The organism is Mycobacterium dioxanotrophicus (genome assembly GCF_002157835.1).
Classification (GTDB): Bacteria; Actinomycetota; Actinomycetes; order Mycobacteriales; family Mycobacteriaceae; genus Mycobacterium; species Mycobacterium dioxanotrophicus.
In genome coordinates, this window is the sequence record NZ_CP020809.1 from 2,818,419 (window position 1) to 2,839,240 (window position 20,822).

Sequence of the window (20,822 nt, forward strand, 5' to 3'; positions counted from 1 at the left end):
ACTTGCACTTGCACTTGCACTTGCAGTTGCACCGCGACCGTGCGTGTCTGCTGCCCGACACGCCGCTGACCGCCAACGCTTAACGCACGCTCATGCGAGGCGAGCGTGCGCGGAATGACGGCGTAACCCGGCGTGTTGGCCGGCAGACACGCACGCTCGGCGAGCCTAGGCCGCGGCAGGCTCGGGTTCGTCGGCCGCGGCGGCGTCGGGTTCGGGTGCCCGGTACAGCGAATACCAGGCGATCGCGGCGCACGCCGTCGTGAGGAGCACATGCGCCCACGAGTACATGCCGTGGGCGCCGTCGGGCTTCCACATCACCATGATCCAGGTGGAGAACCCGGCGACCGCCGCTATCGCGGGCCGGGTCTGGACCAACGCGGCGGCGACCGCCAGCGGCCAGGTGTAGTACCAGGGGAGTGCCGCAGGCACGAACAACACCACGACGACCATCGCCAGCGCGATACCGGTGAGCGCTTCGCGGTCGGTGTGCCGGAAGCGCCACCACAGCAGCGGCAGCGCGACCACGATCACGACGATGCCGATGATCCGAGCCACCTCGAGCACCGCGTAGAAGTTGACCGGGAAGAGCAGCCCGCCAACGGCGTTGATGAGGTTGGACGCCGCGGTCGGGATGGTCAGCCAGTTGATGATCTTCACCGAGCCAGCCAGCGCGGTCAGCCACCCCAACCCGACCCCGGCCGCCAGTGACAACACGGTGAAGACCGCCACGAAGATCAGCGCGGACGCCGCCGTGGCGATCGCGAACGCCCGCACCGGGCGCAGGTTGCGGCGTTCTTGCAGTTGCCGCATCCAGACCCACACCAGGAACGGAAGGGCAAGTCCCGCCGTGGCTTTCACCGCGACTGCCACCGCGATGAGGCTGACTCCCCACACCGGGCGCCCCGCGAACGTTAGCGCGATCGCGGCCATCATCAGCCCGACCATCAGCATCTCGTTGTGCACGCCGCCCATCAGATGGATGATCACCAGCGGGTTCAATACGCAGATCCACAGCGCCGCAGCACCGTTGGCCCCGACATGGCGGGCGACCCGCGGCGAGGCCCAGATCAGCAATACCAAACCGGGCAGCATGCACAGCCGCAACAACATGGTGCCCGAGACGATGTCGTTACCGACCAGCATCGTGACGAATTTTGCGACGAGGATGAACGCCGGCCCATACGGTGCGGTGGTGGTGGTCCAGATCGGGCTGACGTCGTCCAACAGGGAGTTCGGGTTGTCCACCGGCCCAACCACATACGGGTCGAGGCCGTCGCGCAGCAGGGCGCCCTGAGCCAGGTACGAGTAGGTGTCGCGGCTGAACAACGGCACGCTCAGCAGCAGCGGAGCCAGCCAGAAGCCGGTCGTGGCGACCATGGTGTATTCGGTTGCCGTGCGGTCGATCACCCGTCGTCCCAGCCACAGCCAGGCCATCAGCATCACGGCGACACCGACCCACAACAGCACCGACGAGAGCACCAGGCCGTGGCCGAACCGTAACCAGGACAGGTGCAGTGACTCCAGTAGGGGATCGTGCAGTCGGGTGCTGCCCGCACCGAGTCCGCCGATCGTCAGCAGCACGGCACCGAGGAAACCGAGCCGCGCCTGGGCGCCCTGCGGAGACATGGCGAACCCGACGAGACGCGAAACATGGTGCATCAAACCGCTGTTCGAGGTCTGAGAGGCGGTGGGCGCGGTCATGCCGACCGGTTGGCGGCGAGCCGCGCGAGTTCGGCCAGGCCGGCCTTGGCCGGGGCGTGCACGGGAGCCGCGGCCAGCACTTCGAGCGCACGCCGGGTGAGCATCCCGATGTGCTCCTCCACGGCGGCCAGTGCTCCGACCGATTCGATGGCAAGGCGCAGCTCTCGGACCTGGATATCGGTCAGGTCGGTGCCGACGGAGGTGCGCAGCAGTTTGGCCGCGACGGGATCGGTCTTGTCGGCCAGTTCGAGCGCTTCGGCGAGCAGTACCGTGCGCTTACCGGACCGCAGGTCGTCGCCGGAGGGCTTCCCGGTGACCGCGGGGTCGCCGTACACGCCGAGCACGTCGTCGCGCAGCTGGAACGCCACGCCGAGGTCGTTGCCGATGTGGTGGAAGATCTCCTGCACATCGGGCCGGTCGGCGGCCGCGGCGGCGCCCAGTTGCAGTGGCCGGGCCACGGTGTAGGACGCCGTCTTGTAGGTGTTGACGTTCATCGCCGAGGCCACGGACTCGGCACCACTGGATTCGGCCACGATGTCGAGATATTGGCCGCCGAGCACCTCGGTGCGGATGTGCGCCCACACCTGCTGGACGCGCAGCCGCGCGTCGGCGGGCAGATCGGCGATGGCCACGATGTCGTCGGCCCAGGCCAGGGCGAGGTCACCGAGCAGGATCGCGGCCGACAGGCCGAACTGTTCGGAGGATCCGCGCCAGTGCCGTTCGCGGTGGCGCTCGGTGAACAGACGGTGCACGGTGGGCAGGCCACGCCGGGTTGCCGAATCGTCGATCACGTCGTCGTGCACCAGCGCACACGCCTGCAGGAGTTCCAGGGCGGCGAACAGCCGCAGGACCCCGGCGTCGGCCGGCGTGTCCGGGGCTTCGGCGACCGCACGCCAACCCCAGTAGGCGAACGCCGGCCGTACCCGCTTGCCGCCGCGCAGCACGAATTCTTCGAGGGCCGCGGTCAGCTCGGCGTAATCGGTGCCGATATAGGCGCAGTCCTGCCTGCGTTCGTGCAGGTACTCGCGCAACTGTTCGGTGACGGCGCCGGCCAACTCCGCAGCCGATGGTGCCGCTGCATCCACGCTCAGCGCCCTACCCCTTTCGTTGTGTGTTCGCGCCCCCCGCGGTGCCTTCAGCGTAGAGCCTGCTGCGGTCTTTTCAGGAACGGTTCGTCAGTCGCGCGTGGTCACCGGTTCGCCCGGTTTGGGCGTGCGGTCCCGGCTGTGCCAGGCCAGCCCTCCGATGACACCGGCGACCACGAACGCGCCCACCGCGAGCCAGATGGCGGCCGTGGTGAACGAGCGGGCGCTGGGATCGGTGTAGCGGGCCTGCGCGTTCATCGTGCTCACCACGCCGGGGCGCAGTTTCCACTCGACGATGGACGAGCTCACCCGGGAACCGTTGGTGGAGGTCACCTCGCCGGGGAAGGACACGGTCAGCAACACGTCGGCCTGCGGGTCGTTGAGGGTGGTCAGGTCGACGCGCCCCTCGAGGATGACGAGTTCACCGGCGCGCCGCAGGGAGATGTCCACGCCCGCGGAGTCGCGGTTCATCCCGGCCAATTGCGGCACCTCGGAGAAGCTGAGGTCGGAGAACACCGCTTGCGAGCCCACGTAGTCGTCGCGGCTGTAGGGGCTCACGGCGACCTTGGTGGCGAACGGCAGGTTGTTCAGCAGCTGCGGGCCCTTGTCGCCTGCGTCACGCGGTTTGGCAGCGGCGATGATCTGGCCCGACACGCGATCGTCGGGTGAGACGGTCAGTGACGTGCGGACGCGGACACAGCCCACCGCCATCGGCAGCACCAGCAACAGCAGGATCACCAGTGCCGGGAGTCGGCTCCTGCTCCTGGAGCGGGGTCGTCCGGCACGCGACGAACCGGACCCCGCACGTGAGGAGGACCATATGAACCGCTTGCGCACCTGGTCATCGTGCCAGATGGGGTGAGGATCACAGCGGCAGGGCGCGGCCCAGGATGGCGAAGGCGCGCGGGTCGCCGGCGAAGTGGTAACCGCGGATGACGTCGGTGAATCCCAATCGGCGGTACAGTCGCCACGCGCGGTTGGCCTCACCGTTGATCTCCGGGGTGGACAGCAACACGTGGGATTCGGCGCGTCCGGCGAGCAGGCGTCTGGTCAGGGCCTCGCCCAATCCGCGGCCCTGGGCCCGGGGCTCTATGTGCAGTTCGGTGAGCTCGAAATAGCTGCTCATCAGCTCGGCGATGTGCGCAGGGTCGGCGCCGACCTGACGCAGACCCGCCACCACCTGCTGCTGCCACCACTGATCGGGCGCGCCGCAGTAGCCGTAGGCGATGCCCAGCAGTGGGGCGGTGGCCAGCGCGTCGTTACTGGGTGTGGCGTCGTTGCTGAGCGCTGCATCGTCGACCTCGACGGCGGCGACGCCCTTCCATCCGAGCCGTCGGGTGTGTTCGAGCCACAGCGACGCCCGCTGCTCCTCGGTGCCACGGGGGTATCGCATGGCGTCGACGTAGACCCGCAGCGCGTCGGCAAGCCGGCGCTGCATGTCCTCCGGCGACAGATCGATGAGATACATCGCCAATTCGGTAGCCCTCCCGGCGGCTGTCGTTGCGGTCGCACTCAATTATCGAAGTCATTATCCGGGCAGCGAGGTGCCCGGTCCCTGTTGTGCCCAACGACATACAATCGACGGCGAACTAGGTGGTACGGCTCGGATCGACCTCGTATCATTACTGTTAGGTGTCCGTGATGAACGGGCATCGAAGAATTTGGTCAGACTACTTCGGACAATGCGACGGCGGCGTCGGCAAGGAGGGACGAATGCCACTCTCCGATCATGAGCAGCGCATGCTCGATCAGATCGAGAGCGCGCTCTACGCCGAGGACCCCAAGTTCGCGTCGAGCGTTCGCGGTGGGACTCTACGCGCGCCTTCGGCGCGCCGCAGGCTGCAGGGTGCGCTCCTGTTCGTCCTCGGCCTGGCGATGCTCGTCGTCGGGGTCGCCGTGAAGGCGACCATGATCGGCGGCTTCCCGGTCTTGTCGGTCCTCGGCTTTGTGGTGATGTTCGCCGGCGTGGTGTTCGCCATCACGGGCCCGCGGGTCACGGGCGGGCGTGATCGCTCGGCTGCGGCACCCGGTTCGCCGCGGCAGCGTCGTCAGCGTGGTGGTTCGTTCACCAACCGGATGGAAGACCGTTTCCGCAGGCGTTTCGACGAGTAAGCCGGGACTGGTTCCGGGGTAGCCCACATGGGCTACCCCTTTTTTGTGCGTCCGGCCGGTCTCCGACACGCCAGCGCAGGGCCGTCTGTGGTCATTTCCCCCACTCCGCCCCACTTCTGCCGCATGCTTATCGACCTGCGGATTTTCTGTCGATAGGTGGATGACGGCGGGGGACGGGCGGGAAACCACCAGCACTTTGCGGCCGAGTGTGGGGCGTTGCAACCAACTCGTGCCATCAATGGGAGCAAAGTGGGGGATTGTGGGGTAAAGTGGCGGCCAGCGGGGAAACCGGAACCCCGTGTGGGAGGTGGCCAGATGTTTCTGGGCACCTACACGCCCAAGCTCGACGACAAGGGGCGGCTGACGCTGCCCGCCAAGTTCCGCGACGCGCTGGCAGGAGGACTGATGGTCACCAAAAGCCAAGATCACAGCCTCGCCGTCTACCCGCGCGACGAGTTCGAAAAGCTGGCCCGACGCGCCTCACAGGCCTCCCGGAGCAATCCGGAAGCCCGTGCGTTCCTGCGTAACCTGGCCGCCGCAACCGATGAGCAGCACCCCGACGCGCAGGGCCGGATCACCCTGTCGGCAGATCACCGTCGCTACGCGAACCTCTCCAAGGACTGCGTGGTGATCGGCTCGGTCGACTACTTGGAGATCTGGGACGCCCAAGCCTGGCAGGAGTACCAACAGATCCACGAAGAGAACTTCTCCGCGGCCACTGATGAAACTCTGCGCGACATCATTTGATTCGGACGCTGACCCGAACGAGGCCCGTGCGGCGTGGCCTCTGCCCGAGCCGGCCCTGGCGTACTTCCCCAACGCCAGGTCCAAGGTTTCGGACAGAGACCTCGTCGCAGGGGCAGGCCATAGCGGAGGTGTTGGTGTGGACGCGAACGTGGGTGACCACGGTCATATCCCAGTCCTGCTGGACCGCTGTGTCGAACTGCTCGGCCCTGCGCTGACCCGTCGCCACGGCGATGGATCCGAGGCGGTGCTCATCGACGGCACGCTCGGTGCCGGCGGGCACTCCGAGCGCTTTCTCACCCAGTTTCCGGGTCTGCGGCTGATCGCGCTGGATCGCGATCCCAATGCGCTGGCCATCGCCGGTGCGCGGCTGGCGCCGTTCGTCGATCGGGTGACGTTCGTGCGTACCCGCTACGACGGCATCCCCGCAGCCATGGCCGAAGCCGGTGTCGACCGGGTCGACGGCGTGCTGTTCGACCTGGGCGTGTCCTCGATGCAACTCGACCAGAAGCAGCGGGGATTCTCCTACTCGGTCGATGCGCCACTGGACATGCGGATGGATCCCGACGCGCGGCTGACTGCCGCCGAGATCCTCAATACGTACGACGCCAAAGAGCTGGCGCGGGTGTTGCGGGACTTCGGCGAGGAGCGGTTCGCCGGCAGGATCGCCGACAAGATTGTCCGGCGGCGTACCCAGCAGCCCTTCGAGACCACGGCAGAACTGGTCGAGCTGCTCTACGAGGCCATCCCGGCTCCGGCGCGACGGACGGGCGGGCACCCGGCCAAACGCACGTTTCAGGCCCTGCGCATCGCCGTCAACGGTGAGCTCGAATCGCTGCGCGCCGCGGTGCCTGCCGCGTTGGCGGCACTGCGGCCCGGGGGACGCATCGTGGTGATGGCTTACCAGTCGTTGGAGGACCGGATCGTCAAGAACGCGTTCGCCACCGCGACGGCGTCCCGGACGCCACCTGGCCTGCCCATCGAATTACCAGGGCACGAACCGGAATTCGTGACTCTGACCCGAGGCGCCGAGCGGGCCCGTGCCGACGAGATCGAACGTAATCCACGTAGCGCCCCGGTGCGGCTGCGAGCACTCGAAAAGGTTGGGGGAAGGGGCAACTCATGAAGACGAAGCGACCTGCACCGGCGTCTGAGAGTAAGCGTCGGCGCGACGCACGCAAGCCGGGCCGGGCTGTGGCCCGGCGCGCCACCGAGGCGCCGCCCCGCGCCCGCACCCGCAGGCCCGATGTCGATCAGCGGCGCGCCCGTTCGGCGCCCGCCACCGGTCCCATCCCGCGGCCCAAGACCCAGCCGGCCCGTCCCAAGAGTGCCAGCCAGGCCAAGGCCCGGGCCAAGGCCCGGAAAGCCAAGGCGCCCAAGGTTGTACGCCCGCCACTGCGGGAACGGTTGCTGGTCAGGCTGGCTTCTGTCGAACTGAACCCGCGTGAGCTGATCGCCAGGGTTCCGTTCGTCGCCCTTGTGATCGCAGCGCTGGGCTTCGGATTGGGTGTGACGCTGTGGCTGTCCACCGGTTCCGCCGAGCGGTCCTACCAGTTGGGCCATGCCCGGCAGACGACGCAGGGTCTGCAGCAGCAGAAAGAGGCGCTGGAACGGGATGTTCTCGAAGCGCAGGCCGCTCCCGCCCTGGCGGAGGCGGCCCGCAACCTGGGCATGATTCCGTCGCGCGACACCGCGCACCTGGTTCAGGACCCCACTGGGAGTTGGACCGTGGTGGGTACCCCCAAGCCCGCCGAAGGCGTACCGCCGCCTCCGATGAACGTTCCGCTGCCCGATCCGACCACGCCGCCGCCTGCACCTCCCGCGCCGCGAGTGGTCGATCCCCGCGAGGTGACCGTGCACATGCCGGCCGCCGGCCAGGTGCTGCCCGGCCAGCCGGTTCCCGGGCAGATGGTCCCGGGGCAACTGCCTGGTCAGCCATTGGCCGCACCGGCGGCACCCGGCGTCGTTCCGGCACCGGTTCCCGCGGCCGCACCGCAGGTCGCCGCACCGCCTGCAGCGCCGCCGGCCGGGCCGCCGGCCGAGGTATCCGCGCCGGTGCTCGCGGCGCCTGTGCCCGCGCTGGCGCCTCCACCTGAGGCCCCACCCGCGCCGGTGGTGGCTGCTCCCGTGCCCGCGGCGCCGGTACCAGGCGTGCCGTTGCCTGCCGGCCCGGTACCAGGCGTGCCGTTGCCTGCCGGCCCGGTACCAGGCGCCGAACAGGTCGTCCCGGCCCCCGCTCCCGTCCCCGCACCGGCGGCATGAGGGGGCGGCCGCAGCCGCCCAAGAAGGCGGACCAGACCGGCCAGGGGCGGCCGGCGCGGGCCCGGCGGGTTCGAGTCGCCACCGAAAGTGGTTCGGGCAGTGCGTCGTTCATGTTCCGGCACCGGACCGGCAACATCGTCATCTTCTCCGTACTGGCCATCGCGGTGGCGCAGCTGTTCAGCCTGCAGGTTCCGCGGGCTGCGGGGCTGCGGGCCGAGGCGGCCAGCCAGCTCAAGGTCACCGATGTCGAACCGGCGTTGCGCGGCAGCATCATCGACCGCAACGGCGACAAGCTGGCGTTCACCATCGAGGCCAAGGCCCTGACCTTCCAGCCGGTCCGGGTCCGCAAGCAGCTTGCCGACGCCAAGGCCAAGTCGCCGAAGGCGCCGGATCCCGATCGCAGGCTCTCCGACATCGCCAATGAGGTGGCGGCGCGGCTGAACAACAAGCCCGACGCAAAGACGGTGCTGCGCAAGCTCAAGAGCGACGACTCGTTCGTATATCTGGCGCGTGCGGTCGATCCCGCGGTCGCCAGCGCCATCATGGACAAGTTCCCCGAGGTCGGCGCGGAACGACAGGACCTGCGCCAGTATCCCGGGGGAGCGCTGGCCGCCAACATCGTCGGCGGTATCGACTGGGACGGTCACGGACTGCTCGGCATGGAGGATTCGCTCGACGCCGAACTGTCCGGTTCGGACGGCTCGCTCACCTATGACCGGGGTTCGGACGGTGTGGTGATCCCGGGCAGCTACCGCAACCGCCATGACGCGGTCAACGGTTCCACGGTGCAGCTGACCCTCGACGACGACATCCAGTACTACGTGCAGCAGCAAGTGCAGATGGCCAAGGACGCCTCCGGCGCCAAGAACGTCTCCGCGGTGGTACTCGACTCGAAAACCGGTGAAGTACTGGCGATGTCGAACGACAACACGTTCGACCCGTCCCAGGACATCGGCAGGCAGGGCGAACGGCAGATGGGCAACCTGCCGGTGTCCTCGCCGTTCGAGCCGGGTTCGGTCAACAAGATCATCACGGCGTCCACGGCGATCGAGCTGGGCCTGACCAATCCCGATGAGGTGCTGCAGGTTCCGGGTTCGATCAACATGGGCGGCGTCACCGTCCGCGACGCCTGGAATCACGGCGTGATGCCGTACACGACGACCGGGGTGTTCGGTAAGTCGTCCAACGTCGGCACGCTGATGCTGGCCCAGCGGATCGGGCCGGACAAGTTCTACGACATGGTCCGCAAGTTCGGGCTGGGGCAGCGCACCAACGTCGGCCTGCCCGGTGAAAGCTCCGGGCTGGTGCCGCCCATCGACCAGTGGTCGGGTAGCTCATTCGCGAACCTGCCCATCGGCCAGGGCCTTTCGATGACGCTGCTGCAGATGACGTCGATGTACCAGACCATCGCCAACGACGGCGTCCGGATCCCGCCGCGCATCATCAAGTCGACCATCGGCCCGGACGGCAGCGTCAAGGACGAGCCGCGCCCCGACGGCGTGCGGGTAGTGTCGCCCGATACCGCACGCACCGTGCGCAACATGTTCCGTGCGATCGTGCAGCGCGATCCGATGGGATACCAGCAGGGCACGGGTCCGCAGGCAGCGGTGGAGGGCTACCAGATCGCCGGCAAGACCGGCACCGCCCAGCAGATCAACCCGGCGTGCGGCTGCTACTTCGACAACGTCTACTGGATCACCTTCGCGGGCATGGCGCCTGCGGATGATCCGCGCTACGTGGTGGGCATCATGATGGACGCGCCGCAGCGTGCGGCCGACGGCTCGCCGGGTTCGTCGGCGGCGCCGTTGTTCCACAACATCGCGTCGTGGTTGCTGCAGCGCCACAATGTGCCGCTGTCGGCGGACCCCGGTCCACGGCTGACGCTGCAGGCGACCTGACGGCTCGCCGGATCGGCGGTAGGTACTGTGGCAGGGCCATGAAGCCGCGTCCCAGTCATTCCGCCGGCGAACTTCTCGCGTCGCTCGCCGAACAGATCCAGGCTGTTCCCTCAGGTGCGTCCGGATTACCCGAGCTCCGGGTGACCGGTGTGACGCTGCGTGGCCAGGATGCCCGGCCCGGCGATCTGTTTGCCGCGCTGCCGGGTTCGGCCGCCCACGGCGCGCGTTACGCCGCCGACGCGGTGGCGCGCGGCGCGGTGGCCGTGCTGACCGACGCGACCGGCGTCGCCGAACTCGCCGACCTACCCGGCGTGCCGGTACTGATCCATCCGGACCCGAGATCTGTTCTCGGCGAGCTGGCGGCCGCCGTGTACGGCAACCCGGCCGACCGGTTGCGGGTCATCGGTGTCACCGGAACCTCGGGCAAGACCACCACCACCTATCTGGTGGAAGCGGGGCTGAGGGCCGCGGGCCGGGTGGCGGGCCTGATCGGCACCGTCGGAGTCCGGATCGACGGCAATGACCTGCCGAGCGCGCTGACGACCCCGGAGGCGCCCGATCTGCAGGCATTGCTGGCCGTCATGGTCGAGCGAGGGGTCGACACCGTGGTGATGGAGGTGTCCAGCCACGCGTTGGTACTCGGTCGGGTGGACGGGCTGAGGTTCGCGGTCGGCGGGTTCACCAACCTCTCGCGCGATCACCTGGATTTCCATCCGACGATGCAGGACTACTTCGAGGCCAAGGCCCGATTGTTCGATCCCGCATCGCCCAATCACGCGGCCGCGGCCGTGATCTGCGTCGACGACGAGGCCGGACGTGCCATGGCCCAGCGCGCCGAGGATCCGGTGACGGTCAGCGCGACCGGCCGTTCCGCCGATTGGGCCGTGCAGGCCGTCGCCGCGGCGGGGCCAGGCGCCCAGGAATTCACCGTGGCCGACCCGGCCGGTGTGCATCACGAACTCGGCATCGGGCTGCCCGGCGGCTACAACGTGGCCAACGCCGCGCTGGCTCTGGCGCTGCTCGACGCGGTCGGGGTCTCGCCGGAGCAGGCCGCGCCCGGGCTGCGTGACGCGGCCGTTCCGGGCCGGCTGCAGGCCATCGATCGTGGGCAGCCGTTCCTTGCGCTGGTCGATTACGCGCACAAGCCGGGTGCGCTGGAGGCGGTGCTGCACACGCTTCGGGCGAGCGCAGCGACGGGGGAAGAGCTTCGGGCGAGCGCAGCGACGGGGGAAGGGATTCGGGCGAGCGGCGAAAGCGCCCGGCTGGCCGTGGTGTTCGGGGCGGGCGGCAACCGCGACGCGGGCAAGCGTGAGCCGATGGGCCGGGTGGCCGCGGACCTGGCCGACCTGGTGGTCGTCACCGACGACAACCCGCGTGACGAGGATCCCGCGACGATCCGGGCCGCCATCATGGCCGGCGCTGCCGCAGGAGCCGCCGAGGTGGTCGAGGTGGGTGACCGGCGGGCAGCCATCGAGCACGCCGTGGCGTGGGCGCGGCCGGGCGACATCGTGTTGATCGCGGGCAAGGGCCATGAGTCCGGGCAGACCGGCGGTGGGCAGACCAGGCCGTTCGACGATCGCGACGAGCTGGCGGCGGCACTGGAGAAGTTGCAGGCAGGGACACAGCGGGTCGGGGAGCCAGGGGAGTCGGGCGCATGATCGAGATGAGTGTCGCCAGGATCGCCGAGATCGTGGGCGGGGAGCTGGCCGACATCACCGCCGAGCAGGCGGAGCAGACGCGGGTCACCGGCACCGTCGAGTTCGATTCGCGAGCCGTCGGCCCGGGTGGATTGTTCCTTGCGTTGCCGGGGGCCCGGTCGGACGGCCATGACTTCGCCGCGACGGCAGTGGCGGCGGGTGCCGTCGCGGTGCTCGCGGCGCGGCCGGTCGGGGTACCGGCGATTGTCGTCCGGCCTGAACCCGGGGCGGCCGACGCGGCGTCGGGCGCGCTCGAACATGACACCGACGGTTCTGGGGCGGCGGTGCTGGCGGCGCTGGCTCGGCTGGCTGCCGCGGTGGCCGTCGAATTGTCCGAAGGCGGGCTGAAGATCATCGGGGTCACCGGGTCGTCCGGTAAGACCTCGACGAAGGATCTGCTGGCGGCGGTGCTGTCCCCGCTGGGTGAGGTGGTCGCCCCGCCCGGGTCGTTCAACAACGAGCTCGGCCATCCGTGGACGGTGCTGCGCGCCACCACAGACACCGACTATCTGATCTTGGAGATGTCGGCACGGCATCCCGGCAATATCGCGGCGCTGGCCGCGATCGCCCGGCCGTCGATCGCCGTGGTCCTCAACGTCGGTACCGCGCATCTGGGCGAGTTCGGCTCGCGTGAGGTCATCGCCCGGACGAAAGGTGAACTGCCGCAAGCGGTTCCGAGTTCCGGTGTGGTGGTGCTCAATGCTGACGACACCGCGGTTGCGGCGATGGCCGCGCTGACCGACGCGCGGGTGGTGCGGGTGTCGCGCGAGCCGGGAACGACGGTGGACGTGTGGGCCGGTCCCGTCACGCTCGACGAGCTGGCCCGTCCGCGGTTCACCCTGCACACCGCAGACGGTGAGGTCGAGATCGCCTTGGCGGTGCACGGGGACCATCAGGTCTCCAACGCGTTGAGCGCGGCGGCGGTGGCCCTGGAATGCGGGGCGACGCTGGAGCAGGTCGCCGCGGCGCTGGCGGGGGCCGGGCCGGTGTCGCGGCACCGCATGCAGGTGAGCACCCGCGCCGACGGCGTGACGGTCATCAACGATGCCTACAACGCCAACCCGGATTCGATGCGGGCCGGCCTGAAGGCGCTGGCGTGGATGGCCAGCGACAAGACCGGCGACCGCCGCACCGGGCGGCGCAGCTGGGCGGTGCTCGGTGAGATGGCCGAGTTGGGCGAGGACGCGATATCCGAGCACGATCGCATCGGCCGGCTGGCTGTGCGCTTAGATGTTTCTCGACTCATCGTCGTCGGAACCGGGAGGTCGTTGGGCGCCATGCACCACGGGGCGGTAATGGAGGGTTCGTGGGGTGCGGAGTCCACGATGGTCGCCGACGCGGATGCCGCACTGGAGCTTTTGCGTGCCGAGCTGCAGCCGGGGGACGTGGTGCTGGTGAAGGCGTCCAATTCGGCGGGGCTCGGGGCGCTGGCCGACGCCATCGCTTCTGACTCCGGAGGCAGCCGATGAAGTTGATCCTCATCGCCGTCGGCATCGCGTTGACGGTCTCCATTCTGCTGACCCCGGCGTTGATCCGGCTGTTCACCAAGCGGGGGCTCGGCCACGAGATTCGGGAAGACGGCCCGGCCAGCCACGCCAAGAAGCGGGGCACCCCGTCGATGGGCGGCGTGGCCATCGTCGCCGGCATCTGGGCCGGCTACCTGGGCACCCACCTGGTCGGCATGGCCATGGGCGGCGACGGTCCGTCGGCGTCGGGCATGCTGGTGCTCGGCCTGGCCACCATGCTCGGCGGTGTCGGTTTCCTCGACGATCTGATCAAGCTGCGGCGGTCGCGCAACCTGGGGCTGAACAAGACCGCCAAGACGGTCGGTCAGCTGCTCGCCGCGGTGTTGTTCGGCGTGCTGGCCCTGCAGTTCCGCAACAACGACGGCCTGACGCCGGCCAGTCCCGAGCTGTCCTATGTGCGTGAGATCGCCACGGTCACGCTGGCGTCGTGGGTGTTCGTGCTGTTCTGCGTGGTGATCGTCAGCGCTTGGTCGAATGCGGTGAACTTCACCGACGGCCTGGACGGTCTGGCCGCCGGTGCGATGGCGATGGTCTGTGCGGCGTACGTGCTGATCACGTTCTGGCAGTTCCGCAATGCCTGTGCCACCGCACCCGGACTGGGTTGCTACAACGTGCGTGACCCGCTGGACCTGGCACTGATCGCGGCGGCGTCGGCCGGCGCCTGTATCGGCTTTCTGTGGTGGAACGCCGCCCCGGCCAAGATCTTCATGGGCGACACCGGCTCGCTGGCCCTGGGTGGCATCATCGCCGGCCTGTCGGTGATGAGCCGTACCGAGATCCTCGCGGTGGTCCTGGGTGCGTTGTTCGTCGCCGAGGTCACCTCGGTCGTGGTGCAGATCCTCGCGTTCCGCACGACGGGCCGCAGGGTGTTCCGGATGGCGCCGTTCCATCATCACTTCGAGCTGGTCGGATGGGCTGAGACGACGGTGATCATCCGGTTCTGGCTGCTGACGGCGATCGCGTGCGGACTTGGCGTCGCGCTGTTCTACAGCGAATGGCTGACCGCTGTCGGGGCCTGACGTGGTCGGGTTGCCCGTACGCGAGGAGGACAGAAAACTTCCCGCGCCGTTGACCGCGGGGGCGCCGGTGTTGGTGACCGGCGCGGGCATCACCGGCCGGGCCGTGCTGACGGTTCTGGCGCCGCTGGGGGTCGCCGCCACGCTGTGTGATGACAACGTCGAGGCGTTGCGGTCGTACGCGGACGAGGGTGTGGCCGTGGTGGATCCGGCCGGGGCGGTCGCGGCGATCGCTGATTACGCGCTGGTGGTGACGAGTCCGGGTTTTCCCCCGAGCGCGCCGGTGCTGGCGGCCGCGGCGGCTGCGGGCGTGCCCATCTGGGGTGACGTCGAGCTGGCCTGGCGGCTGGATGCGGCGGGATGTTTCGGCCCACCGCGACGCTGGCTGGTGGTCACCGGGACCAACGGCAAGACCACGACCACCTCGATGCTGCACGAGATGCTGCTGGCGGGCGGGCGACGCAGCGTGCTGTGCGGCAACATCGGTGACCCGGTGCTGGCGGTGCTCGATCAGCCCGCCGAGCTACTGGCCGTCGAGCTGTCGAGCTTCCAGCTGCACTGGGCGCCTTCGCTGCGCCCCGAGGCCGGTGTGGTGCTCAACGTTGCCGAGGACCATCTCGACTGGCACGGGTCGATGGATGCCTACGCGCGGGACAAGTCTCGCGTGCTCGACGGCGGGGTGGCCGTCGTGGGGCTCGACGACCCGGTCGCCGCCGGGCTACTCGGTTCCGCAGCTGCGCCCGTGCGGGTCGGTTTCCGGCTCGCCGAGCCCGCGCCGGGGGAGCTCGGGGTGCGCGCCGGCAAGCTCGTCGACCGGGCCTTCGGCGACGACGTCGAGTTGGCTGACGCGGCGAGCATCGGGGTCGCGGGCCCGGTCGGTGTGCTCGACGCGCTCGCAGCGGCGGCGTTGGCGCGGGCCGTCGGCGTACCGCCCGAGGCCATCGCGGCCGCACTCGCGTCCTTCCGGGTCGGCAGGCACCGGGCCGAAGAGGTCGGGACCGTCGACGACGTGCGCTACGTCGACGATTCGAAGGCCACCAATCCGCACGCCGCGCAGGCGTCGATCACCGCCTACCCGAGGGTGGTGTGGATCGCCGGCGGTCTACTCAAGGGCGCTTCGGTCGATGAGCTGGTACGACACGTCGCGAGCCGGCTTGCCGGCGCGATTGTGCTCGGTCGTGACCGCCGAACGGTTGCCGAGGCGTTATCGCGACACGCACCGGATGTCCCCGTCGTCGAGCTTGTGACGGGGGAGGATTCTGGGGTGCTTGAGACTAGTGGGTCTATTGGTAATCATGTGACTCGTGTGATCGATGTGGCGGAGCGGCCGGTCTCCGAAGCTGTCATGGCCGCCGCAGTCGACGCCGCCCGCCAGCTGGCGAGGCCCGGCGACACGGTGTTGCTGGCCCCGGCCGGAGCATCGTTCGATCAGTTCAGCGGCTATGACCAGCGTGGCGATATGTTCGCTGCGGCCGTGCGTGCCGTCACCGGGTAGCTGCTGTGGGCAACATCCTCAACCGGTTGCGCCGGGGCAAGGGGAGTGAGGTCGCGCCCGCCGCCGATCCGGCCGCGGGCAGCTCCGAGTCGGCCGCGACGGTGAAGGAACCGCGCACGCGGTTCGGGGCCTGGCTGGGCCGGCCGATGACATCGTTCCACCTCATCATCGCGATCACGGCGTTGCTGACGACCCTCGGCCTGATCATGGTGCTCTCGGCGTCGGGCGTCTACTCCTACGACATGGACGGCTCGCCGTGGGCGGTGTTCGGCCGCCAGGTGATGTGGACCGTCGTCGGACTCATCGCGTTCTATGTCGTGCTACGCGTGCCGATCAAGACGATGCGTCGCTTCGCGTTCCCGATGTTCGCCCTGACGATCGTGGCGCTGGTGCTGGTCCTGATCCCCGGTATCGGCACCTACTCCAACGGATCCCGCGGCTGGTTCGTGGTCGCCGGCTTCTCCATGCAGCCCTCCGAGCTGGCCAAGATCGCGTTCGCGATCTGGGGTGCGCACCTGCTGGCGGCCCGCCGCCTCGAACACGCCTCGCTGCGCGAGATGCTGATCCCGCTGGTGCCCGGCGCGGTCGTCGCGCTCGCGCTCATCGTGGCCCAGCCGGACCTCGGTCAGACGGTGTCGATGGGCATCATCCTGCTCGGCCTGCTCTGGTACGCCGGCCTGCCGTTGCGGGTGTTCGTGACGTCACTGATGGCTGCGGTCGCGGCGGCTGCGGTTCTCGCGGTGTCCGCCGGCTACCGGTCCGACCGCGTGCAGTCCTGGCTGAACCCCACAGCGGACGGCCAGGGCTCGGGTTACCAGTCGCGGCAGGCGCGGTTCGCCCTCGCCAACGGCGGCGTGTTCGGTGACGGGCTCGGGCAGGGCACCGCCAAGTGGAATTATCTACCCAACGCCCACAACGACTTCATCTTCGCGATCATCGGCGAGGAACTCGGCCTGGTCGGTGCGGTCGGCCTGCTCGCCCTGTTCGGACTGTTCGCCTACACCGGTATGCGGATCGCGCGTCGTTCGGCCGACCCGTTCCTGCGGTTGCTCACGGCGACCACCACGCTGTGGCTGGTCGGCCAGATGTTCATCAACGTCGGGTACGTGGTCGGCCTCCTGCCGATCACCGGCCTACAGCTGCCACTGATATCGGCGGGTGGATCAGCCCAGGCCACAACGCTTTTGATGATGGGCCTGATCACCAACGCGGCCCGGCACGAGCCAGAGGCGGTCGCCGCGCTGCGCGCGGGCCGCGACGACCGGGTGAACCGGCTGCTGCGGCTACCGATGCCCGAGCCCTATGTCCCGACCCGGCTGGAATCGGCGCGGGACCGGTTGCGCACCCGCAAGGCCGCGTTGCCGGCCAAGGCCAAGGCCAAGCCGGCACGCAAGGCCGACCGCAAACCGGAGCGCAGGCCCGAGCGCAAACCCGACCGCAGAATGGACCGGCGCCCCGACCGCAAGGCGGTGGCCAACCGGCGCAAGCCGCAACCGGGCGATCGAACGGCGCGCCGGTCTGATCGCACCCGCGCCGACCAGCCGGTTGGGGCGGCATCGTCATCGGTCCGCTATGGTTCGGGCCAGCGGAACCAGGGCCGTCGGGCCCGAGCACTGGAAGGTCAGCGTTACGGGTGAGCGAGGCTTCTCGGGGCATGTCGGAACCCAGCGATCAGGCGATTTCCGTCGTCCTGGCCGGTGGCGGCACTGCCGGCCACGTCGAACCGGCGATGGCGGTGGCCGACGCGCTGCGCGCCCTCGACCCGAACGTCCGGATCACCGCGCTGGGGACCGCCCGCGGCCTGGAAACCCGGTTGGTGCCCGAGCGAGGCTATGACCTCGAACTGATCACGCCCGTGCCGCTGCCCCGTAAACCGTCGGGCGACTTGGCCCGGTTGCCGCTACGAGTCCGCACGGCGATCCGTCAGACCCGCGCGGTGCTGGCCGACGTCGACGCCGATGTGGTGGTGGGCTTCGGCGGCTACGTCGCGCTGCCCGCCTATCTGGCGGCCCGCGGCAGCAAGCTGACCCGGCGCCGGCGGGTGCCGGTGGTGATCCACGAGGCCAACGCGAGCGCCGGGTTGGCCAACCGGGTGGGCGCCCTTTCGGCGCGCCGGGTGCTCTCGGCGGTGCCCGATCCGGGCCTGCGCCGCGTCGAGGTGGTCGGGATGCCGGTCCGCGAGGCGATCACGTCGCTGGACCGGGCGGCGCTGCGGCAGGCTGCGCGCGCCCACTTCGGCTTCGCCGAGGACGCCAGGGTGCTGCTGGTGTTCGGCGGTTCCCAGGGTGCCCAGTCGATCAACCGGGCGGTGTCGGCGGCGGCCGACGAACTGGGTGCGGCAGGCATCTCGGTACTGCACGCGCACGGTCCCAAGAACACCCTCGATCTCCCGGAATCGCCTGGCGGGCAACGGCCGCCGTACCGCGCGGTGCCCTACCTGGACCGGATGGACCTGGCGTATGCGGCGGCCGACCTGGCCATCTGCCGCTCGGGCGCGATGACGGTGGCGGAGGTGACGGCTGTCGGGCTGCCCGCGGTGTACGTCCCACTGCCGATCGGCAACGGTGAACAGCGGCTCAATGCCCAGCCGGTGGTGGCCGCGGGCGGCGGGATACTCGTCGACGATGCCGATCTGAGCCCGCAATTCGTCGCCGACACGGTCGTCGGGCTGTTGACCGACGACACCAGGCTGGCACAGATGACGGCGGCCGCCTCGCTGTCGGGACATCGCGATGCCGCGCGCAGGGTGGCGCAGGTCGCCCTGGATGTGGCCCGCGACAGACGAAAGAAGCTGCAGTGAACGGCAATTCGCTACCCGCCGAGCTGCAGCGGGTGCACATGGTCGGCATCGGCGGAGCCGGCATGTCCGGCGTGGCCAGGATCCTGCTGGATCGCGGTGCCATGGTGTCGGGTTCGGACGCCAAGGAATCGCGCGGCGTGGTGGCGCTGCGGGCCCGCGGCGCGCAGATCCGCATCGGCCACGACGCGTCGTCGCTGGATCTGCTGCCCGGTGGCGCCACCGCGGTGGTCACCACCCACGCGGCGATCCCCAAGACCAACCCCGAGCTGGTCGAGGCCCGCCGCCGCGGGATTCCGGTGATCCTGCGCCCCGTGGTGCTGGCCAAGCTGATGGCCGGATACACCACGCTGATGGTGACCGGAACCCACGGCAAGACCACGACCACCTCGATGCTCATCGTGGCGTTGCAGCACAGCGGTTTCGACCCGTCCTTCGCCGTGGGCGGTGAGCTGGGCGAGGCCGGAACCAATGCGCATCACGGCAGTGGTCGCTGCTTCGTCGCCGAGGCCGACGAAAGCGACGGCTCGCTGCTGGAGTACACCCCGGACGTTGCCGTGGTGACCAACATCGAGGCCGACCACCTGGACTTCTTCGGCACCGAGGACGCCTACGTCGCGGTGTTCGACTCCTTCGTCGAGCGGATCGCGCCGGGCGGGACCCTTGTGGTGTGCACCGACGATCCGGGCGCCGCCGCCCTGGCCGACCGCACGGACGCACTCGGGATCCGGGTGTTGCGCTACGGCAGCACCGGCGGTGCGCACGCGAGGAGCGATGAAGTTTCTGCCCTGGCAGGCACGCTGCTCAGCTGGGACCAGCAGGGGACCGGCGCGGTGGCGCACATCCAACTCGCCGGCGAGCCGCATCCGCGGGCGATCCGGCTCGCGGTGCCCGGCCGGCACATGGCACTCAACGCGCTGGCGGCGGTGCTGGCCGCGGTGGCCGTCGGCGCACCCGCCGAGGCGGTCCTCGACGGGCTGGCCGGATTCGAGGGGGTGCGCCGGCGTTTCGAGCTGGTCGGCAGCACCGACGGCGTCCGGGTCTTCGACGACTACGCGCACCATCCCACCGAGGTGCGCGCCACCCTTGCAGCGGCCCGTTCGGTGGTGACGGCGACCGGCGGTCGGTTGATCGTCGCTTTCCAACCCCATTTGTATTCGCGCACAGCAACTTTCGCGGGTGATTTCGGTGCAGCCCTGGACGCCGCGGACCAGGTTTTCGTCCTCGACGTCTACGGCGCCCGGGAACAGCCGATCGCCGGGGTCAGTGGCGCAACGGTCGCAGGGCACGTCGGTGTCCCGGTGACCTATGTCCCGGATTTCTCGGCGGTGGCCGCCGAGGTCGCGGCCGCGGCCCGTCCCGGTGACGTGGTGATCACCATGGGCGCCGGCGATGTCACCATGCTGGGCAGCGAGATTCTCACCGAGTTGCAGATCAAGTCGAACCGCAGCGCGCCGCCCCGGCGCGACGGACAGGGCACGCCGTGACCGGACCTGATCCGGAAACGGCCGACGCCGTCGAGGAACAGGGACCCGCACAGGCCGGGCCGGATGAGGCCGAATCGCCACCGGTTGGGGCGGAGTCGCAGCCCGAGGCGGCGGGGCCCGACTTGCCGCCTGCGGCGGCCGGGGCCGACTTGCCGCCTGCGGCGGCGGAAGATTACGAGGGTCCACGCCGACGCGCGCGACGCGAACGCGAGGAGCGGCGCGCGGCCCGCGATCGCGCGATAGCCATCGAACAAGCCCGCCGGGAAGCCAAGCGCCGGGTGGTTGGGTCCGCCGGTGAATCGGTGAAAGTGCCTGCCTCGGGCGCGATTCGGGGCGTCAAGGTGTTGTTGTGGACGGCGCTGGCGAGCGTGGTGGCCGTCGCGATCGGGCTCTTGCTGTACTTCACACCGATCATGTCGGCCCGCGATGTGGTGGTGGCCGGGCTCTCGACAGTGAGCCGCGAAGAGGTACTTGCCGCCGCGAGCGTCCCGTCCGGCACGCCGCTGCTACAGGTGAACACCGACGCGGTCGCCGAACGGGTGGCCGCGATCCGGCGGGTCGCCACCGCCAGAGTGCAGCGGGAGTATCCGTCGACGCTGCGCATCACCGTGGTCGAGCGAGTTCCGGTGGTGGTCAAGGACTATCCGGACGGCCCCCACCTGTTCGACCGGGACGGGGTCGATTTCGCGACCGGGCCGGCCCCGCTGTCGCTGCCGTACCTGGACACCGACAACCCGGGACCGAGTGATCTGCCGACCCTGGCCGCGCTCAAGGTGATGTTGGCTCTACCGCCCGACGTGGCCGGGCAGGTCGGCCGCATCGCCGCACCGTCCGTGGCGTCGATCACGTTGACGCTCACCGACGGTCGGATCGTGGTGTGGGGCACCAACGACCGGACCGACGAAAAGGCCTTGAAGCTCGCGGCTTTGTTGACTCAGCCCGGTCACACCTACGACGTCTCGAGCCCGGACCTCCCGACGGTCAAGTAGAAATTGCCGCGCG

At 69.4% G+C, this 20,822-nt stretch carries 17 protein-coding genes; 13 read left to right on the forward strand and 4 right to left on the reverse strand.

Annotated elements, in window-relative coordinates:
• Positions 1-165 precede the first annotated feature (165 nt).
• The 4 genes from BTO20_RS13625 to BTO20_RS13640 form a co-directional block, all read right to left on the reverse strand.
• Positions 166-1,701 (reverse strand): alpha-(1->6)-mannopyranosyltransferase A, encoded by a 1,536-nt coding sequence (locus tag BTO20_RS13625; RefSeq protein WP_087076635.1) that lies wholly within the window; start codon positions 1,699-1,701, stop codon positions 166-168.
• A complete protein-coding gene (gene idsA2, locus BTO20_RS13630) occupies positions 1,698-2,786 on the reverse strand; it encodes a bifunctional (2E,6E)-farnesyl/geranyl diphosphate synthase (RefSeq protein WP_087076637.1) in 1,089 nt (362 codons plus the stop codon). Before idsA2 ends, BTO20_RS13625 begins: the two co-directional genes overlap by 4 nt.
• Before the next feature lie 90 nt (positions 2,787-2,876).
• Positions 2,877-3,497 carry an LppM family (lipo)protein gene (locus BTO20_RS13635; protein ID WP_198344509.1) on the reverse strand — a complete coding sequence of 207 codons (621 nt, stop codon included), beginning with the start codon at positions 3,495-3,497 and terminating at the stop codon, positions 2,877-2,879.
• A gap of 154 nt (positions 3,498-3,651) precedes the next feature.
• Positions 3,652-4,260, reverse strand: coding sequence for a GNAT family N-acetyltransferase (locus tag BTO20_RS13640; protein WP_198344510.1), 609 nt, complete (start codon positions 4,258-4,260; stop codon positions 3,652-3,654).
• A 239-nt stretch (positions 4,261-4,499) separates the two neighbouring features.
• Here BTO20_RS13640 and BTO20_RS13645 point away from each other — a divergent pair, with 239 nt between their 5' ends.
• From BTO20_RS13645 to BTO20_RS13705, 13 genes are all read left to right on the forward strand, one after another.
• Entirely contained in the window at positions 4,500-4,898 is a 399-nt protein-coding gene (locus BTO20_RS13645) for a DUF3040 domain-containing protein (protein ID WP_083166228.1), read from the forward strand.
• Between the two features lie 315 nt (positions 4,899-5,213).
• On the forward strand, positions 5,214-5,645 hold the full coding sequence (gene mraZ, locus BTO20_RS13650; protein ID WP_064945953.1) for a division/cell wall cluster transcriptional repressor MraZ: 432 nt from the start codon (positions 5,214-5,216) through the stop codon (positions 5,643-5,645).
• A complete protein-coding gene (rsmH, locus tag BTO20_RS13655) occupies positions 5,620-6,768 on the forward strand; it encodes a 16S rRNA (cytosine(1402)-N(4))-methyltransferase RsmH (protein ID WP_232491135.1) in 1,149 nt (382 codons plus the stop codon). The genes mraZ and rsmH overlap by 26 nt, the downstream gene beginning before the upstream one ends.
• A complete protein-coding gene (locus BTO20_RS13660) occupies positions 6,765-7,904 on the forward strand; it encodes a hypothetical protein (RefSeq protein WP_087076644.1) in 1,140 nt (379 codons plus the stop codon). Before rsmH ends, BTO20_RS13660 begins: the two co-directional genes overlap by 4 nt.
• A complete protein-coding gene (locus tag BTO20_RS13665) occupies positions 7,901-9,802 on the forward strand; it encodes a peptidoglycan D,D-transpeptidase FtsI family protein (RefSeq protein ID WP_087076646.1) in 1,902 nt (633 codons plus the stop codon). Before BTO20_RS13660 ends, BTO20_RS13665 begins: the two co-directional genes overlap by 4 nt.
• Before the next feature lie 38 nt (positions 9,803-9,840).
• Positions 9,841-11,460 (forward strand): UDP-N-acetylmuramoyl-L-alanyl-D-glutamate--2,6-diaminopimelate ligase, encoded by a 1,620-nt coding sequence (locus BTO20_RS13670; protein ID WP_087076648.1) that lies wholly within the window; start codon positions 9,841-9,843, stop codon positions 11,458-11,460.
• On the forward strand, positions 11,457-12,968 hold the full coding sequence (locus tag BTO20_RS13675; RefSeq protein WP_087076650.1) for a UDP-N-acetylmuramoyl-tripeptide--D-alanyl-D-alanine ligase: 1,512 nt from the start codon (positions 11,457-11,459) through the stop codon (positions 12,966-12,968). The genes BTO20_RS13670 and BTO20_RS13675 overlap by 4 nt, the downstream gene beginning before the upstream one ends.
• Positions 12,965-14,044, forward strand: a complete 1,080-nt coding sequence (gene mraY, locus BTO20_RS13680; RefSeq protein ID WP_087076652.1) for a phospho-N-acetylmuramoyl-pentapeptide-transferase — start codon at positions 12,965-12,967, stop codon at positions 14,042-14,044. The genes BTO20_RS13675 and mraY overlap by 4 nt, the downstream gene beginning before the upstream one ends.
• A 10-nt stretch (positions 14,045-14,054) precedes the next feature.
• Positions 14,055-15,536: a UDP-N-acetylmuramoyl-L-alanine--D-glutamate ligase gene (gene murD, locus BTO20_RS13685; protein ID WP_087082044.1), complete on the forward strand. Its 1,482-nt coding sequence runs from the start codon at positions 14,055-14,057 to the stop codon at positions 15,534-15,536.
• 5 nt (positions 15,537-15,541) lie between these two features.
• Positions 15,542-17,173: a putative lipid II flippase FtsW gene (ftsW, locus tag BTO20_RS13690; RefSeq protein ID WP_087076654.1), complete on the forward strand. Its 1,632-nt coding sequence runs from the start codon at positions 15,542-15,544 to the stop codon at positions 17,171-17,173.
• A 17-nt stretch (positions 17,174-17,190) separates the two neighbouring features.
• Positions 17,191-18,336 (forward strand): undecaprenyldiphospho-muramoylpentapeptide beta-N-acetylglucosaminyltransferase, encoded by a 1,146-nt coding sequence (murG, locus tag BTO20_RS13695; protein ID WP_408632198.1) that lies wholly within the window; start codon positions 17,191-17,193, stop codon positions 18,334-18,336.
• Positions 18,337-18,374: 38 nt separating this feature from the next.
• A complete protein-coding gene (gene murC / locus BTO20_RS13700) occupies positions 18,375-19,820 on the forward strand; it encodes a UDP-N-acetylmuramate--L-alanine ligase (RefSeq protein ID WP_408632199.1) in 1,446 nt (481 codons plus the stop codon).
• Entirely contained in the window at positions 19,817-20,809 is a 993-nt protein-coding gene (locus tag BTO20_RS13705; RefSeq protein WP_198344375.1) for a cell division protein FtsQ/DivIB, read from the forward strand. The genes murC and BTO20_RS13705 overlap by 4 nt, the downstream gene beginning before the upstream one ends.
• The last annotated feature ends 13 nt before the right edge of the window (positions 20,810-20,822 follow it).